Consider the following 16,125-nt stretch of genomic DNA (forward strand, 5'->3'; position numbering starts at 1 on the left):
CGGAAGGTTGAGTCAATGCCTCTCGCGCTTCTCGCTCTCGCCATCGGTGCCTTTGGTATCGGCACCACCGAATTCGTGGTGATGGGTCTGCTGCCTCAGGTCGCTGCCGACTTCCACGTCACCATCCCCACCGCAGGACTGCTTGTCACCGGCTATGCGCTCGGCGTGCTGTTCGGTGCGCCGCTGATGACCGTGCTCGGCACGAAGGTCCCCCGCAAGCGGATGCTCATGCTGCTGATGGGCCTGTTCATCGCGGGCAACCTGCTGTCCGCACTGGCACCCAGCTTCGGGTTGATGCTCGCCGGGCGCCTTGTCACCTCGCTCGCGCATGGTGCCTTCTTCGGGATCGGCTCGGTCGTCGCCGCCGAGCTGGTCGCCCCCGGGAAGAAGGCCGGGGCCATCGCCACCATGTTCACCGGCCTGACCATCGCCAACGTCGTCGGAGTGCCACTCGGCACCTACATCGGCCAGGCCGCGGGTTGGCGGACCACCTTCGCCGTCGTCGCGGGACTCGGCGTGGTGGGCCTGCTCGGGATAGCCAGGCTCGTCCCCGTCCTGCCCCGCCCCGAAGGCGTCCATCTGCGTCATGAGGCCGCCGCCCTGCGCAACCCCCAGGTCCTGCTCGCCATGGCCATGACGGTGCTCGGCTTCGGCGGTGTCTTCGCCGCGATCACCTACATCGCGCCGATGATGACCCGCGTCGCAGGCTACTCGGACGGCGCGGTCACCTGGTTGCTGGTCCTGTTCGGCGTCGGGATGGTCATCGGCAACCTCGTCGGCGGGCGGTTCGCCGACCGCGCGCTGATGCCGATGCTCTACACCACCCTCGGCGGCCTGGCCCTCGTGCTGGGTCTGTTCACGCTGACCGCGCACAGCAAGGTGCTGGCCGCGATCACCGTGCTGCTGGTCGGGGCGCTCGGCTTCGCGACCGTACCCCCGTTGCAGAAGCGGGTTCTCGACCAGGCGCACGGCGCCCCCACTCTGGCCTCCGCGGTGAACATCGGTGCCTTCAATCTGGGCAACGCCCTGTCCGCGTGGCTCGGCGGCATCGTCATCGCCGCAGGCCTCGGCTACACCTCGCCGAACTGGGTCGGCGCGATCCTGGCGGGCTCTGCCCTCGGGCTCGCCTTCGGGTCCGCGGCCCTTGAGCGCCGCGACCAGCCGAGCGCGCCGCGCGCCGCCGCCAGCCCGGTGCACGGCGAGTTCGTTTCCCGCTGAACTGCGGCCCGTTCACCGTCTCATTCCCACGTTTGTCCACCACCGTCTGAGGAGTCACCTTGAACGCCCACGCCTTGCTCACCACCACCGACGCCGAGACCCTGGTCGGTGCCGCCCGCACCGCCGCAGAGACCGCAGGTGTCCCGGTCAGCGTCACTGTCCTGGACGCCGGCGGACATCTGCTCGCCTTCCGCGCGACGACCGCGCCGTGCTGATCTCGGGGGAGACCAGCACCCGCAAGGCCTACACCGCTCTACAGTTGGACTCCGCCACCGCCGACCTGGTCGACGCCGTCCAGCCCGGTGGCCTCTTCCACACCCTGCCCACCGCCCTCGACCGCCCATTGCTTTTCATCGCCGGTGGCGTCCCGATCCACCATGGCGGCCGACTCATCGGCGCCCTCGGCGTTGGCGGCGGCGCCCCTGAGCAGGACCACGCCTTCGCCACCGCCGCGCTGAGGGAACTGGCTGCCTGACCGCAGAAGGCCATCCTTGCGACGGCCGCCGCCAGGCGGTCGGCGGCCTCTTCCCCGATGAGGCAGGCACCGGTTGCCCGTTGGAGTCGCGCCGCGGATACCGGCAACTCACCTCGTGAAGCCAGAGGCTATCCGCGCCGCCGGGCCATGGCCGTCCCGGCGTCCAGGTCGACGCCCATGCGCGGCGGCGCGGCGCCCTGCGCGTCGTCTCGCAGTGCCAGCGGTCATGAACAGCAGGGCCTCCAGCACCGCGTCACCCTCAGCGCGACTACCACGTAGTCCCTCCGCCGGGTCCAATGCGGCTTTGTCATCGGCCCGTTGACGTGGAACGGCTGGGTCCCGGTGTCCAGGACACCGACGGGGTAGGTCCTCACATGACAAGCGCCCCAGAGGCTGCGGCACCCTTCTCACACATCAAAGTCCGCACCAGCGCGCTGGTGTTCTGCGGCGACCACGTCGCGCTCATCCGCCGTGACCGCGCCGACTCGACGCACTTCACGACGATCGGCGGCAACGTCGAGACGCGGAGCCGTTGCGCAAGGACCTGTGTGGATCCGCCGATCGGTCCGTCTCTCGCCGCGGATGTATGACGCGAAGCTCGCCGTCGCGTCCGTGCGGGAGTGCGGTGAACAGTTCTGGACCTCCGACGGGCCAGCAGGCTGGTGGTCGACAGGCGGAAGCAGGATTCGGGCTGGCGCCTTCGGCCACCTACGGGGAGGGGGCGCGCCAGGCTCCTCACGGTGCGGGCGTCCTTTGCTGTGGGGCCTGGGGTAACCATCGGGCAGCCCACCACTCTCTATCACTGCTAACGGCAATCTGTTAGCATCGATTTATCGGTGCTAACGCCACAGCGTTAGCGATGATGATCGCCCTCGCGGTCGCGGGGTACGCAGGAGTAGGAGGCGTGAAGTTGATCTTTATGGCAAGGCCGCCCGGGAGGGCCCTCGCCGACAGCGTTCCGCTGGGCTCGCTGGCCACTGCCGAGGGAGTGGCGGAGTATCCGCCAAACCAGTTGCCCCGGAATCCCTGACTTCCCGGCTCTCTGAAGCGTCCCAGGCCTTTCGGCCTCATCAAGTTCTTGTCTGCAGCAATAAGGAGAAATGGTTATGGCGTCCTCGACGATGCGTGCCGCGCAGGCGGTTACGGCGGGTGGCGAGTTCGTGATGGCGACTGTTCCGGTGCCGGAGCCCGGGCCGGGTCAGGTGCGGATCAAGGTGCACGCATGCGGTGTGTGCGCGGGGGAGAACATCGTGCGCCTCGGCTTGTTCGGCGCGCAGCTTCCGCGGGTTCCCGGCCATGAGGTGGCCGGTGTGGTGGACGCGTTGGGGCCTGGTGTGACCGCCTGGCAGGCGGGGGACCGCGTCGGTATCGGCTGGCATGGCGGGAGCTGCTTCGTCTGTGACCCGTGCCGTGAGGGTGACTTCACCAACTGCGTCGACCGCACGATCGTCGGACTGCACTACGACGGTGGCTACGCGGAGTACATGGTGGCACCCCAGGACGCCCTCGCTCGTATTCCGGACGCGTTGTCGTTCGAGGAGGCGGGGCCGTTGATGTGTGCGGGAATCACCACGTTCAACTCCCTGCGCAACTCCGGCGCGCGCCCGGGCGAGACGGTGGCGGTTCACGGTATTGGCGGTCTGGGGCATCTGGCGGTGCAGTTCGCCGACAAGATGGGCTTTCGGACGGTAGCCATCAACCGTGGCCGTGCCAAGGAGGAACTGGCGCGTCAGTTGGGAGCTGATGAGTACATCGACAGCAACGAGGGCAGCGCGGGTGAGGCACTGGCGCGCCTCGGTGGCGCGGCCGTCGTGTTGTCGACCGTCGGTTCCAGCCCGGCACAGTCGGACCTGGTGCAGGGGTTGAAGCCCAACGGTCGGCTGCTGATCGTCGCCGCTGACCACCAGCCGATCGATGTCTCGCCGGACGCGCTGGTCTTCGGTCGGCGTTCGGTTGGTGGCTGGTACAGCGGCAACGCCAAGGACAGTGAGGAGACGATGGCATTCGCAGCGCTCAAGGGGGTGCGGCCGATGATTGAGACACACCCGTTGGAGCAGGCCGAGGCAGTCTTCCAGTCCATGGGCAAGGCGCAGTTCCGAGCCGTCCTCGTGCCGTAGCCGGAAGGCGCTTTGGCGCGCAGCGCGAGGGAGGGAGCGCGGGTGGTACCGCTTCCTCCCTCGCATGTCGTGGTGCGCCTGCCACAGGCCCGGCGTCAACGTCGTGCGTATCGTCGCTAACAGTGGTCATCTAGCATTGGTTCTATGGTGGGTTGTGAGGCTGTGGATACGCGTGAACGCATCCTGATCGCTGCGGCGGACCTGCTGGCCGAGGGTGGTGCTGATGCTGTCTCCACTCGTGCGGTCAGTGCGGCGGCCGGGGTCCAGGCGCCCACGCTCTACCGCCTGTTCGGGGACAAACAGGGTCTGCTGGATGCGGTGACCGCCTATGGCTTCGAGCGCTATCTGGCGGACAAGCAGGCGATGGCGGCGACCGAGGATCCGGTGGAGGATCTGCGGCGCGGGTGGGACCTGCACGTGGAGTTCGGCCTGACCCATCCGTCGTTCTACGTGTTGATGTACGGGGCGGTGCGTCCTGGCGAGCGTCCAAGCGCGGCGGGGGAAACGCACCGGGTGCTGTTGGGCATGCTGGGGCGGGTGGCGCGGGCGGGGCGTTTGCGGGTGCCGGTGGAGCAGGCTGCGGAGATGATCCAGGCCACCTGTGCCGGCGTCGCCCTCGCCCTGATCTCCGCCTCGGCTGATGCCCGCGACCTGAGTCTGTCGACACGGACCCGGGATGCGGTGCTGGCCACCTTGACCACCCAAAGCGCCCCAGCCAACGAGGAGGTATCGGTCTCTTCGCGGGCCATCGCGTTGGACGCGGTGCTGTCGCGTTCCTCTGATGCGTTCACGGCGGCCGAGTTCGCGTTGTTGCGTGAGTGGCTCGCCCGGCTTGCGTCCAGGCCGTAGTGCCCCGTGCGACCCTTGCTCTCGACGGCAAGGGTCGCACGGGCGAACATGACGCCGGACGTCCCGCGGCCCCTGTCGGACGGTCAGGACGTCAGCGGCATCGCCGTCACCACGGGGTGGGGGCGTAGTCCTTGAGGAAGCAACCGTAGAGGTCTTCGCCCTGTTCGCCGCGGACGATGGGGTCGTAGACCCGCGCCGCGCCGTCGACCAGGTCCAAAGGAGCGTGGAAGCCCGCGTCGGCCAGACGGATCTTGTCGGGGTGCGGGCGTTCGTCGGTGATCCAGCCGGTGTCCACCGCGGTCATCAGAATGCCGTCGACCTGGAACATCTCCTGCGCGCTCGTGCGGGTGAGCATGTTGAGCGCGGCCTTGGCCATGTTGGTGTGGGGGTGCCCGGCGCCCTTGTAGCCTCGGCTGAACTTGCCTTCCATCGCTGAGACGTTGACCACGTACGTACGTCGGGCCGGGGAGGCAGCGAGCGCCGGACGCAGTCGGCTGATCAGGATGAACGGGGCGATGGAGTTGCACAGTTGGACTTCGAGCATCTCGACCGGCTCGACTTCGGAGACGGTCTGCACCCAGCTGTTGGAGGCGGCCAGGTCGGGGACGAGCCCGCCCGCGTCGATCGCCGTACCAGCCGCGATCCGGGCTGGCGAGGCCGAGCCCGTGACCAGTGCCAGCGAGGTGACCTCCTGCGCGCCGAGTGCCTCGTGTGCCCCGCTGGCCTGACCGGGCAGCGCCGGGTGGTCGACGCTCCCGCTGCCGAAACGGCCGATCACCTCGCTCGTGGGCAGTTCTCCGGCGGGCAGTGGCGCGGACTCGGCCGCGACCAGCTCGGAGTAGGCGGCGGGGGAGCGGCGCACGGTCTGCGCGGCGTTGTTGATCAGGATGTCCAGCGGGCCGGCGGCGGCCACCGAGTCGGCGAGCGCGACCACCTGGGCCGGGTCGCGTAGATCGATCCCGACGATCTTGAGACGGTGTAGCCACTCGGCGCTGTCCGGCATCGCTTTGAAGCGGCGGATCGCGTCGTTGGGGAAGCGGGTGGTGATGGTGGTGTGCGCGCCGTCACGCAGCAGCCGCAGGGCTATGTACATGCCGATCTTGGCTCGGCCGCCGGTGAGCAGTGCGCGGCGGCCGGTCAGGTCGGTTCGCGCGTCGCGCCGGGCCCGGTTGTCCGCGGCGCAGTCCCTGCAGAGCTGATGGTAGAAGGCATCCACTTCGACGTAGCGAGCCTTGCAGGTGTAGCAGGAGCGCGGGCGCTGAAGGATGCCGGCTATCTCGGTGGTGGTGGGGGTGGTCAGCCCGAAGACGCCTGCGGTCTCGTCGTCGATCCGGCCAGGCGCGCCGGTGGCGGTTGCGGCCGTCACCGCGCGGTCATGGGCAGTCTTGCGCGCCCGGTTCTCCTGGCGGCGCCGCTGTTTGACGGTGCGGAAGATGTGGGCCACGGCCTTGCGGACGGTGATCGCGTCCGGGTGGTCGATCGGCAGGTCGTCCAGTTCGGCGAGGACGTCGAGGCACAGCTGCAGGCGCTCCGGGGCCACGCCCGGCCCGAACTCGGGTGCGGTGCCGTCCACGGCGTCCGGTTGGTCGTTGGTGTGCTGGTGTTCCGTGGTCGCCGTCATGGCCGTGTGCTGCTCTCTCTTTCGCTGGTTCCCACCCGATTATCCGTGAACTGTACGGAGTGGTCGGGCGGCCGCCCCACGGGGCCCGCGTCCAGCGGCGGAGGGCCGAAGCGCGCCAGGCAGTGCCAGACCTTCTTCAGGTCCTGCGGGTCGTAGCGGCCTGTCTGTACGGCATCTCCGATGATCTTCGGGTCGATCCGGCCGTCGACCGCGATCTCGGCTCCCAGGTCGACGTACCGCTGTCCGCGGTAGCCCGGGTGGCGGCGCAGACGGTCCACGCTGAGCCGAAAACCGGGATGCCACTCGATCGGGCACGGTAGTCGGCGGGCTGCGTCCTCCACGGTCGTGCCGCGGTAGCTGGGGTCGAGAACCAGCGCCTCGACGTGGCGGTCGAGCCTGACCGGCCCGTGGATCTGCGCCTCGATGTGACCGTCCATGGCATCCAGGCCACCGGCCTCAGCCAACTCGATGAGCGAGAAACGAGCCGCGACGCCGAAGTCGGACGGCTCGGTGGAGCTGTCGGGGTAGCAGAACGTGGTTCGGGCCAGGGTGTCGCCGGTGAGCCGGAAGTGGGAGGAGCCGAATCGCGGTGCCCCGCCCGCGGGGTCGCGCCGGAAGTTCAACGCACCGTAGACAGGGCGCTCGTCGGCGGCCACATGGTCGTAGGCGCCGACGAAGATGCGACTCTCCCAGCGCCACCGGTCCCCGCCCGGGTGAGCGGTCAGACCACCGTTGCTGGTGCCCGTTACGAACTGGGATCGATAGACACGGTCCGCCGCCATCTTGAGCAGGATCGGCTGGCCGTCCGCTGCCCGGTCGGGGTGAAAGTTCATCGTCAGCCGCAGCCGAGGGTCGAGCGGATCTCCCGAGGACAGGGCCGTGAGGTGGTGCAAGGCCCTCTCCTGCGGAGACCAGCCGGTGCCGGTTCCCATCGGTGAAGTGTGCAGGAACACAGTCCGCCACCACATCTCAATTACCCTGAGCACGGTCCCCGAATCAGGGGCCTGAAAGGACGTGTGCGGGGGGCATGCCGGACCGCCCGCCGTCAGCTTCGCTGCGGCGGGCGGTTGCCGCGGCCCTACAGCTCCGCGGCTGCTCGCAGCGGACTGAGCGCGGCTGCGCGGCGGGCCGGGAGGGCCGCTGCGACCGCGCCGAGCGCGAGAGACATCAGGCATACGAGCGCCAGCGTTCCCCAGGGGAGTGCGAGCGAGTACTGCGTGATCGCGCCGTTGGCCAGCGCGCCGACCGCCCAGGCCCCGAACAGTCCGCCGAGCAGGCCGAGCAGTGTGCCGAAGGCGGCGACGGTCACCGCCTCCAGGCGGATCATTCGTCGGATGCCGACGCGATCCATGCCGATGGCGCGCAGCACGCCGATCTCGCGAGTGCGCTCCGAAACCGACATCGCCAGGGTGTTGACGATTCCGAGCGCGGCGATCACGACGCCGATGACGAGCAACCCGTACATCAGCGTGAGCAGGTTCCCCACGGTTCCGGCGGCCTCGTGGACGAGTTGCCCCCGGTCCTGGACCTTCAGCAGCGGGTTGTTGCCCACGGCGGCGCGCAGCCGGCTCTCCGTGTCCTTCGACACGGCGTTGTTGTCGGTGCGGACCAGGAGGCGTTGGACGGAGCCGGGCATGAAGCTGTTGTTCTGGACTTCTGGGCGGTAGCCCAGCGCGTCGCGGGCCACCGGGTTGTCCTCGTAGACGCCCACAACGCTGTACTGCTTGAAGTCCTGGCCCCGGCCGATGCTCGCGTTGAGTCGGCTGCCCGCGCTCAGGCCGCCTTGCTCGGCGAGGCTGCGGGACACGGCGATTCGGCCTGGTCCGAGATTCTTCGCGGAACCGCTGACGAAGTGGAGCCTCATGACGCTGTTCACGGTTTCCGGGTCGACGCCGGAGATCTGCTGGGACTTGCCACCGGTGAACACGGTGGAGTCCGCGATGGCGCTGGCGGTCCGCACTCCGGAGGTGTCGGCCACCCGCCGTACGGCGGCCGTGTCGATGGCGGTCGTGGTGTCACGGGTGCTGATCACGTAGTCGGCCCCGAGGCCGGACGCGGCTTGACGGTCGAGGGCCTGCCCGGTGGAGTTGCCGATGACGGCGAGCCCGGCGACCAGCGCGGTGGTGATCATCAGGGCGGAGGCGGTGGCCGCGGTACGCCGCGGGTCGCGCAGGGCGTTCTCCCGTGCGAGGTGGCCGATGACGCCGAAGCGGGTGGTCAGTCGTCCGATGAGCCGGACCACCGGGCCGGCGAGCAGCGGCGCCAGCACGACCAGGGCGGCGCCGAGGAGAGCGCAGCCGAGCATCGCGCTTTCCAGGTTTCCCTCTGAGGCGTCCTTCGCCCCGGCGAGCGACACCAGCAGCCCGGCGCCGAGCACCAGCAGGACCAGTCCTACCAGCCCGCGGATCCGGGAACGGGCGGCGGAGGGTGGCTGCTCGGCCGAGCGCATGGCCTCAACCGGTGCGATCCTCGCCGCCCGGCGGGACGGCAGCCACGCGGCGAGCACCGTGACCCCCACGCCCACGGCGAGCGCGGCCACGACGGGCTGGGCACTGATGACCAGAGGGCCGCTGGGCAGCACCTCCTGTGAGGTGTTCAGGATGTCGGGCAGCACCGAGGCGACGCCCAGGCCGAGCGGGAACCCGATCGCGGACGCGGCGAGGCCGACCAGGGCGGCCTCCAGAAGGACGGAGCGGACCACCTGGCGGCGCGACGCGCCGATCGCCCGCAGCAGGGCGATCTCACGGGTGCGCCGCGTCACGAGCATCGTGAAGGTGTTGACGATGAGGAACGAGCCGATGAACAGCGAGACCCCGGCGAAGATCATGGGCATCTTCTCGTAGCCCCGGGTCAACACGTCGACGTTGACGGCCTGTTGGGCGGCCTGGGCGGTGGCGGTGCTGACCTCGGTGCGGTCGGCCGGGAGCACGGCGGTGACCCGGTGGGAGAGTTCGGACTGGGCGGTACCGGGCGCGGCGGCCAGGTCGATGCCGGTGTAGTGGCCGGGAGAGGCGAACAGCCGCTGGGCGGTCGCCTTGTCGAACAGGGCGAGAGTACCGCCCGCCGTCACCCGGGGGTCCTTGGTGGAGACGATGCCGACGAGCCGCTTGGTCATGACCGGACCGTTGGTGGCCATCGTGACCATGTCACCGATGCCGAACCCGCCGGCCGCGGCGGTTCCGCTGTCCACGGCCACCTCGTCACTGTTGTGCGGGGCGCGGCCGTTCACGAGCGGGTAGCGGCTGTCCTTGCCTCCCTCGCCGGGTACGTAGGCGGCTGCCAGGTTCGCCCATGTCTTGCCGACACGCAGCGGGCTCCCGTCCTTTGCGGACAGGGTGGCAGCGCCGTCGGCCAAGGGACGCGCGGTGGTGACACCCGGCAGCTTGGCGAGTTTCCGCACGAGCGCGTCGTCGAGCACGGTGGTGCGCTGGTCCTCCGCGGTGGCCGACGGGGCGAACTTCGGCGTCACGCTGACCGCGATGTCCGCGAAGTTCCTGGATACGGCGGCGCGGTAGGCGGCGGAGGAGGAGTCCGCGAAAACCAGCGTGCCGGAGACGAAGGCGACACCGAGACAGACCGCGAGCACGGTCATGAGCAGACGGGCTTTGTGCGCAAGGACGTTGCGCAGGGCTGTTCGCAGCATGGGGGCGATTCCAGGGGAGTGCGGAGTACGGAGAAGACAAAGGGCTGCCAGGTGCTGTGCGGGGCCCGAAACGCGGGTGACTGTGCGAGGCGCGCGGCGGGCGCCCGCCACCTGGCCGGGTCAGCGCGTGCGGCTCTGGGCCTCGAACCGGAGCATCCGGTCGAGGACCGCGTCAGCGGTCGGCTCGTGCAGCTCGTCCACGAGCTGGCCGTCGGCGAGGAACACCACCCGGTCCGCGTGTGCGGCGGCCACCGGGTCGTGGGTCACCATCACCACCGTCTGCCCCAACTCCCGTACCGAGTCGCCCAGAAAGCCAAGGATCTCGGCGCCGGAGCGGGAGTCGAGGTTGCCAGTCGGCTCGTCGGCGAACACGATCTCGGGACGCGAGACCAGGGCGCGGGCAGCCGCGACCCGCTGCTGCTGGCCGCCGGACAGCTCAGTGGGCCGATGGGCGAGCCGACCCGCCAGGCCCACGGTGGTGACAACCGTCTCCAGCCAGGCCGGGTCCGGCTTACGGCCGGCGAGCCGCAGCGGCAGCGTGATGTTCTCCAGCGCGGTGAGCGTCGGCAGCAGGTTGAAGCCCTGGAAGACGAATCCCACCTTGTCCCGCCGCAGCGTGGTGAGTTGCTTGTCCGAAAGGGAGGCAAGCTCGGTTCCGCCGATGCGCGCCGAGCCGGAGGTGACCCGGTCCAGCCCGGCCATGCAGTGCATCAGCGTGGACTTGCCGGAACCGGAGGGACCCATCACGGCGGTGAACCGGCCCCGTGCGAACTCGACGAACACCGAGTCCAGCGCGGTGACCCGCGTCTCACCCTTCCCGTACACCTTGGTCAGACCCGTTGCGCGGGCAGCCGGTTCGGTGACGGGGGAGCCGGGTGCGGGGGTGGGGAACATCTGGGACATGAGTACTCCGCCTGTGATTCGACGGTCCGCACAGAGCGCGGCGGGCCGGAGGGACACACCCATCCTCACCGCCTTCACCTGCGCAAACATCGCTCTGCGGGCGGGAGTTGGGCTCTGTCCGAGGGAGGAGTCGAACGGTCCGCCTCCGCCCTCGGGCAGACCCTCAGAGGGAGGGGCCTATGCCGTTGGGGAGAGGAGGGCCTGCCCGCGCGGGACCACACCTCGTGCCACGGCCTCAGACCGTTCACACAGCAGGGAGCCCGCGCCGCGCAGCGAGTGCCGTGGCGACGTCCGTCAGGAGACCAGACCCGCCCGGTGGGCGAGCAGCGCCGCCTGCACCCTGCTCGCCGAACCGGTCTTGTCCAAGATCGCGCCGACGTGCGTCTTCACGGTCCCGATCCCAATGCCGAGCCGCTCGGCGATGTCGTGGTTGGAAAGTCCCTCGCCGAGCATCACGAGGACCTCCCGCTCCCGGGAGGTGAGCCGGGCGATCCGTTCGTCCCCGACAGCGGACCGGGCCAGCCCGGATCCGCCGCCGCGCAGCATCCGGGCGATCACCGAACCGGTGACGCCGGGAGAGAGCACGGCGTCACCGGCGGCAGCCGCCCGTACCGCGCTGATCAGCTCCTGGGGGCCCTCGTCCTTCAGGAGGAAGCCCGAGGCGCCCTCGCCCAGCGCCCGGACCACGTTGTCCTCGTCACCGAAGGTCGACAGCATCACCACACGCGGCGCCGGATCCAGGGCCAGCAACGGCGCGATCGCGCTCAGCCCGTCGCACACCGGCATCCGGATGTCCACCAGCGCCACGTCGGGACGGTGAGCGGCAGCCGCGTCCACGGCCTGGTGCCCATCGGCGGCTTCGGCGACGACGTCGATCCCGTCGGCGTGCCGGAGGATCAGCCGGACCCCGTGCCGGACCATCGCCTCGTCGTCGGCGAGCAGGACACGGATCGGCCGGGCGGGCTCGGTCACGGGGCGATCTCCCAGGGCGCGGCGTCCCGAACCAGCGGGACGGTGAAACGGTCGATGGCGATCAGACGGTGTGCGGTGTCGAAGCAGTAGCGGGCAACGACCAAGCCGTCGGGGCGGCTCTCGGTGGCCCCGTTGAACGGGTAGACGCAGCCGACCGTGCCAGCGGGACGGGACGGTTCGCGACCGGTGGCCGCGGCCCGCACGGCCAGGTTGTCCACCACGCCGTCCCTGGCCATGTCCTGGAAGCTCATGCCGATGTGGGGCAGCGGGGGCGGCCCCGTGCCTCGCGGGTGGCCGACGAACACGAAGCCGATCCCGAGGACCATCAGCACACACAGTGCCACCATCCCGAAGGCGAGCGTCAGCGCCTCGGCCGTCCGGCGGCCGAGCTGAACGGAGTCCTGGCGCCCGACGCGGTCCGCGCCACCGGACGAAGCGGTGTCTGCCGTCGGTCCGGTCGAGGCAGGCCCGGTGCCGGGTCGTTCCGCGGCGACAATCTCACCGGGCTCGGTCGGCACGACCGCCTCCACCTGGAATCCGCCGGACGGCAGCGCAGCGGCGTCGAAGTTGCCGCCGAGCAGTTCGACCCGCTCCCGCAGACCGGCGAGGCCGCGCCCCGTGCCCATGTCCTCGGCAGGGGCCGACGGCTTCGGCGGCGCACCGTTGCGGACGGTGACCCGCACCGTCTCGTCACCGTGCACGACCCGCACCGTGACATGCGCCGCCGTCGCATACCGGTGCACATTGGTCAGCGCCTCCCGTACGACCCGGTGCACCGCGCGGCGAACCCGCTCCGAGCGGTTGCCGAGATCCGCTCCCCTCCAGTCGAGCTGGACGGCGATTCCCCCGTCGCGGGACTCCGCCACCAGCGCCTCGATGCCCGCGCGGGTGCCGGTCGCGTCGGTGAGCGCGTCCGGCCCGGTGTCCCGGCCGAGCGGCCCGAGCACCCCGAGCGCCTGCCGCAACTCACGCATCGCGTCCTGGGTGGTATGCCGTACCAGGACGGCCTCCTCGCGCAGCTCTGGGTGAGCGCGGTCCAAGGCCAGCTCCAGTCCGCCGGCGTACAGCGAGACGAGGCTGAGCCGATGGCCGACCATGTCGTGCATCTCGGCGGCGATGCGGGACCGCTCCTGGACACGCGCCTCGCTGTCGGCGAGCCGCCTGGCCCGTTCCGCCGCGTCACCGCGCTCACGAAGCGCCCTGACCAGTCGGCCCTGCTGTCCGTACGCCGTGCCGACCAGGCCGGGCACGACCACCGCGGTCACCGCGAGGACCAGCCCCAGCGCCACCCCGTACGGCACCGATCCGGGGCCGAACCAGGGGGCGACCGCCGTCGCGGACAGCACGCAGAGGAGACCGGCCGCACCGAGGAGTCGGGCCCGCCTACGTGCCCGAACCGTGCGGCGGGCCACGCTGTACGCGGTCGCCGCCGTGACCGGCCCGAGGCAGGGCAGCGTGCCGGTGAGCACCGCGAGCACCAGCAGCACCGCGCCAGGAAGCCGACGACGCAGCGGCAGGAGCACGGCACCGGCGGGAACCGCCAGCAGCTGGAATCCCGGGTGCGGCAGGTAGTCGAGACGCACGGCCACCGCGTACAGGCCCGCAGTCGCCAGCGCCGCGCCGACCACCTCCACCACCGGCGACACGGATCCGCGGGGGGACGGCGCGGCGAACGGGCGGCAGCGGGTGAAACGGCGGAAGGGGCTGGTGAGCGACACGCTGACCAGTATCGACGTCCCACCGCTACACAGACGTGAACCTCACGGGCGATCTGCGCTCTACCGAAAGACAGAGGCAGGGCGCCGAACACGTCAACGCATGGCTCGGCAACGGCTACAGCAGCAGGTCGAACAGGCCGAGGACCTGCTCCCACTCCGGGGTGAGCGGGTGGGTGCGGTCCGGGGCGATGATCCGGAACGACTTCGCCATCGCCAGGCTCAGCCCGCCCGCGATGGCCGGGAGTCTGTTCTGTGTCTCCTCGCTGGCCGACAGTTCCAGTGCGGGGTGGGTGGCCAACTGGTCGAGCAGCGGCTGTAGTTCGATCTCCTGGTCGAGCTGTTTGAAGGCGTGGATGCTCTCCTGCAGTCCCTTGGTGATGGGAAGGTCCTGCGGTTCGATGATGTCCCGACCGTTGGCCTTGGCCTTGGCCTGGGCGATGAGGAAGAAGTCGTAGAGCTTCTGGTCGATGAAGTCGGCGTAGCGCTTGAGGTCGTTCTTGTCGACGGAGAGTCCGGCCGCGGCCCGAAAGAAGCGTTCGAACTTGGTCACACCCATGACGGGCATACCGATCACCTCCTGAGGTGGGTTGGGCTGTGTCGGCCCGATCGAGGTCAGTCCTGGGCGGAAACTCCCACCTCCCTGAGACGCTCGTGGATCAGGCGTACGGCCATCGCTCCCTCGCCGATGGCGGAGGCCACCCGCTTGATCGAGCCGCTGCGTACGTCTCCGACGGCGAAGATGCCCGGCCTACTGGTCTCCAGCGCCATGGGGGACCGGCCCAGGTAACTCCAGTCGTTCTCCTGGGTGTTCGTGGCGGCGTCCTGACCCGTCTCCACGAAGCCGTGCGAATCCAGGCAGACCGCACCCTCCAGCCATGTGGTGCACGGCTCGGCCCCGATGAAGATGAAGAGTGCTCGTACCGGCAGGGTGCGACGGTCCCCGGTGCGGTTGTCCTCCACGGTCACCGACTCCACGGAGCGGTCCCCGTGCACCTCACGCACTTCGGTGTGCAACTGGACGTCGATTCCCGGATGCCGCTCGATCCGGTCGACGAGGTAGCGGGACATGTTGGCGCCGAGGTCGCCACCGCGCACCAGCAGGTGGACCTTCGGCACCTGCCGGGCGAGGAAGAGGGAGGCCTGCCCGGCCGAGTTGCCCCCGCCGACCACCGCGACGGGATCGGCACGGCACCTGCGGGCCTCCACGAGCGTGGCCGCGTAGTACACGCCCAGGCCCTCCAGTTCGTCGATGTGGGGGACGTTCAGCCGACGGTAGTGGGCACCGGTGGCGAGCACGATCGTCCGGCCCATGGCCGGGCCCTCCTCGTCAAGGGAGACGACGTAGTGGCCTTCCCTCCGCTCCAGCCCGACCGCCTGTACCGGAACGGTGATCCCGGCACCGAACCGGGTCGCCTGCACAACAGCCCGCTCGGCGAGTTCGGCGCCCGAGATTCCAGCGGGGAAGCCGAGGTAGTTCTCGATCCGGGAGGACGTGGCCGCCTGGCCTCCGGTGGCCACTCCCTCCAGCACGGTGGTCCGCAGCCCTTCGGAGGCCCCGTAGACAGCGGCGGCGAGCCCGGCCGGTCCGGCGCCCACGACCAGCAGGTCACGTACGTGGTCGTTGGGTTCGGCGGAGCGCATGCCGAGGGCGCGGGCCAGCTCGGCGTTGCCCGGATTGCGCAGTACCCGGCTGCTGTTGAGCACGACCACGGGCGTGTCGGAGGCGGGGATGCCCAGCCGCTTGAGCAGTGACTCCGCCCCCTTGTCCTTCTCCAGGTCGATCCACCGGTGCGGAAGGCGGTTGCGGGCGGCGAACTCAAGCAGTCGGCGGGTGTCGGACGAGTAGCCCGAGCCGACGATCCGGAAGCCGGTGCCCTGCCCCACCAGTTCGGAACGCCGCAGCAGATAGGCGCGGAATATCAGGTCGCCGAGGGCGGGTTCGCTGGCCAGTAGCGCGCGCAGTTCGCCGGCATCCACCACGAGGACCGTCCCGCTTTCGACGACCACGGCGGTGAAGAACGCGGCCTGGCCTTCCAGGAGCGCGAGTTCGCCGAGGAAGCGCCGCGGGCCGTGTATCCGCAGCACGCGTTCGTCGACTCCGTATCCCTCCAGGATCGCCACTTTGCCACTGAGCACGACGATGAACTCGGTGCAGACCTGGCCCTCGCGGAAGAGGACTTCACCGGCCTCCACCTTCCGCTTGTCGCCGCATGCGGCCAGCACCTCGATCTGCTGGTCGGAAAGCCGGGGGTACGCACCGTGTGTGTCGGGCGTCTCGTCAGCGCGCACGGCGTCGCCGCCGCCCATGACGGCTCCCTCTCCCCGGTCCGGTGCCCGGCCGCTCACACGAACGCCTCATGTGCGAAGCACCAGCGCCAGTGCTCGCCCGGTTGCAGCGAACGGACGATGGGGTGTCCGATGGCGGCGGCGTGCGCCCTGGCGTGCCGGCCCGGCGAGGAGTCGCAGCAGCCGACGTGTCCGCAGGTGAGGCAGAGGCGCAGGTGCACCCAGCCCATGCCGAGCCTGAGGCACTCCTCGCATCCGTCGGGGGTCCTCGGAACGACGTCGCGGACCAGGCTCAGATGGGGGTCGTGAAGGACGGTCATGGT

At 70.0% G+C, this 16,125-nt stretch carries 13 protein-coding genes and 1 pseudogene; 4 read left to right on the plus strand and 10 right to left on the minus strand.

Annotated features, from left to right (window positions below):
* Nucleotides 1-15: 15 nt before the first annotated feature.
* Nucleotides 16-1,218, plus strand: a complete 1,203-nt coding sequence (locus P3G67_RS11465) for an MFS transporter (protein WP_276093343.1) — start codon at nucleotides 16-18, stop codon at nucleotides 1,216-1,218.
* A 59-nt stretch (nucleotides 1,219-1,277) separates the two neighbouring features.
* A pseudogene (locus P3G67_RS11470) lies at nucleotides 1,278-1,693 on the plus strand (GlcG/HbpS family heme-binding protein).
* Nucleotides 1,694-1,821: 128 nt separating this feature from the next.
* On the opposite strand, the gene P3G67_RS36010 reads toward P3G67_RS11470, so the two are convergent.
* Nucleotides 1,822-1,914, minus strand: coding sequence for a DUF6191 domain-containing protein (locus tag P3G67_RS36010; RefSeq protein ID WP_391858242.1), 93 nt, complete (start codon nucleotides 1,912-1,914; stop codon nucleotides 1,822-1,824).
* Between the two features lie 885 nt (nucleotides 1,915-2,799).
* Between P3G67_RS36010 and P3G67_RS11475 the strand changes: the two genes are divergently transcribed.
* Nucleotides 2,800-3,810: an alcohol dehydrogenase gene (locus tag P3G67_RS11475; RefSeq protein ID WP_276093344.1), complete on the plus strand. Its 1,011-nt coding sequence runs from the start codon at nucleotides 2,800-2,802 to the stop codon at nucleotides 3,808-3,810.
* Between the two features lie 144 nt (nucleotides 3,811-3,954).
* Nucleotides 3,955-4,659 carry a TetR/AcrR family transcriptional regulator gene (locus tag P3G67_RS11480; RefSeq protein WP_276093345.1) on the plus strand — a complete coding sequence of 235 codons (705 nt, stop codon included), beginning with the start codon at nucleotides 3,955-3,957 and terminating at the stop codon, nucleotides 4,657-4,659.
* Nucleotides 4,660-4,765: 106 nt separating this feature from the next.
* Here the strand turns inward: P3G67_RS11480 and P3G67_RS11485 are convergent, their stop codons facing one another.
* The 9 genes from P3G67_RS11485 to P3G67_RS11525 form a co-directional block, all read right to left on the minus strand.
* Nucleotides 4,766-6,280, minus strand: coding sequence for an SDR family NAD(P)-dependent oxidoreductase (locus tag P3G67_RS11485; RefSeq protein WP_276093346.1), 1,515 nt, complete (start codon nucleotides 6,278-6,280; stop codon nucleotides 4,766-4,768).
* Nucleotides 6,277-7,212 carry a DUF3626 domain-containing protein gene (locus tag P3G67_RS11490; protein ID WP_276093347.1) on the minus strand — a complete coding sequence of 312 codons (936 nt, stop codon included), beginning with the start codon at nucleotides 7,210-7,212 and terminating at the stop codon, nucleotides 6,277-6,279. The genes P3G67_RS11485 and P3G67_RS11490 overlap by 4 nt, the downstream gene beginning before the upstream one ends.
* A gap of 146 nt (nucleotides 7,213-7,358) precedes the next feature.
* Nucleotides 7,359-9,923 carry an ABC transporter permease gene (locus P3G67_RS11495; protein ID WP_276093348.1) on the minus strand — a complete coding sequence of 855 codons (2,565 nt, stop codon included), beginning with the start codon at nucleotides 9,921-9,923 and terminating at the stop codon, nucleotides 7,359-7,361.
* Nucleotides 9,924-10,043: 120 nt separating this feature from the next.
* On the minus strand, nucleotides 10,044-10,826 hold the full coding sequence (locus P3G67_RS11500; protein ID WP_276093349.1) for an ABC transporter ATP-binding protein: 783 nt from the start codon (nucleotides 10,824-10,826) through the stop codon (nucleotides 10,044-10,046).
* A 294-nt stretch (nucleotides 10,827-11,120) separates the two neighbouring features.
* Nucleotides 11,121-11,798, minus strand: a complete 678-nt coding sequence (locus tag P3G67_RS11505; RefSeq protein WP_269855908.1) for a response regulator — start codon at nucleotides 11,796-11,798, stop codon at nucleotides 11,121-11,123.
* Nucleotides 11,795-13,516: a sensor histidine kinase gene (locus P3G67_RS11510; RefSeq protein ID WP_276093350.1), complete on the minus strand. Its 1,722-nt coding sequence runs from the start codon at nucleotides 13,514-13,516 to the stop codon at nucleotides 11,795-11,797. Before P3G67_RS11510 ends, P3G67_RS11505 begins: the two co-directional genes overlap by 4 nt.
* Nucleotides 13,517-13,631: 115 nt before the next feature.
* A complete protein-coding gene (locus tag P3G67_RS11515; protein ID WP_276093351.1) occupies nucleotides 13,632-14,081 on the minus strand; it encodes a DUF1931 family protein in 450 nt (149 codons plus the stop codon).
* A gap of 47 nt (nucleotides 14,082-14,128) precedes the next feature.
* The gene (locus P3G67_RS11520) at nucleotides 14,129-15,823 is read right to left on the minus strand and encodes an FAD-dependent oxidoreductase (protein ID WP_276093352.1); all 1,695 of its coding nucleotides are present in this window, start codon (nucleotides 15,821-15,823) and stop codon (nucleotides 14,129-14,131) included.
* Nucleotides 15,824-15,858: 35 nt separating this feature from the next.
* Nucleotides 15,859-16,122 carry a UBP-type zinc finger domain-containing protein gene (locus tag P3G67_RS11525; RefSeq protein WP_276093353.1) on the minus strand — a complete coding sequence of 88 codons (264 nt, stop codon included), beginning with the start codon at nucleotides 16,120-16,122 and terminating at the stop codon, nucleotides 15,859-15,861.
* Nucleotides 16,123-16,125 lie beyond the last annotated feature (3 nt).

Source organism: Streptomyces silvisoli (genome assembly GCF_029269905.1).
GTDB classification, from domain to species: domain Bacteria; phylum Actinomycetota; class Actinomycetes; order Streptomycetales; family Streptomycetaceae; genus Streptantibioticus_A; species Streptantibioticus_A silvisoli_A.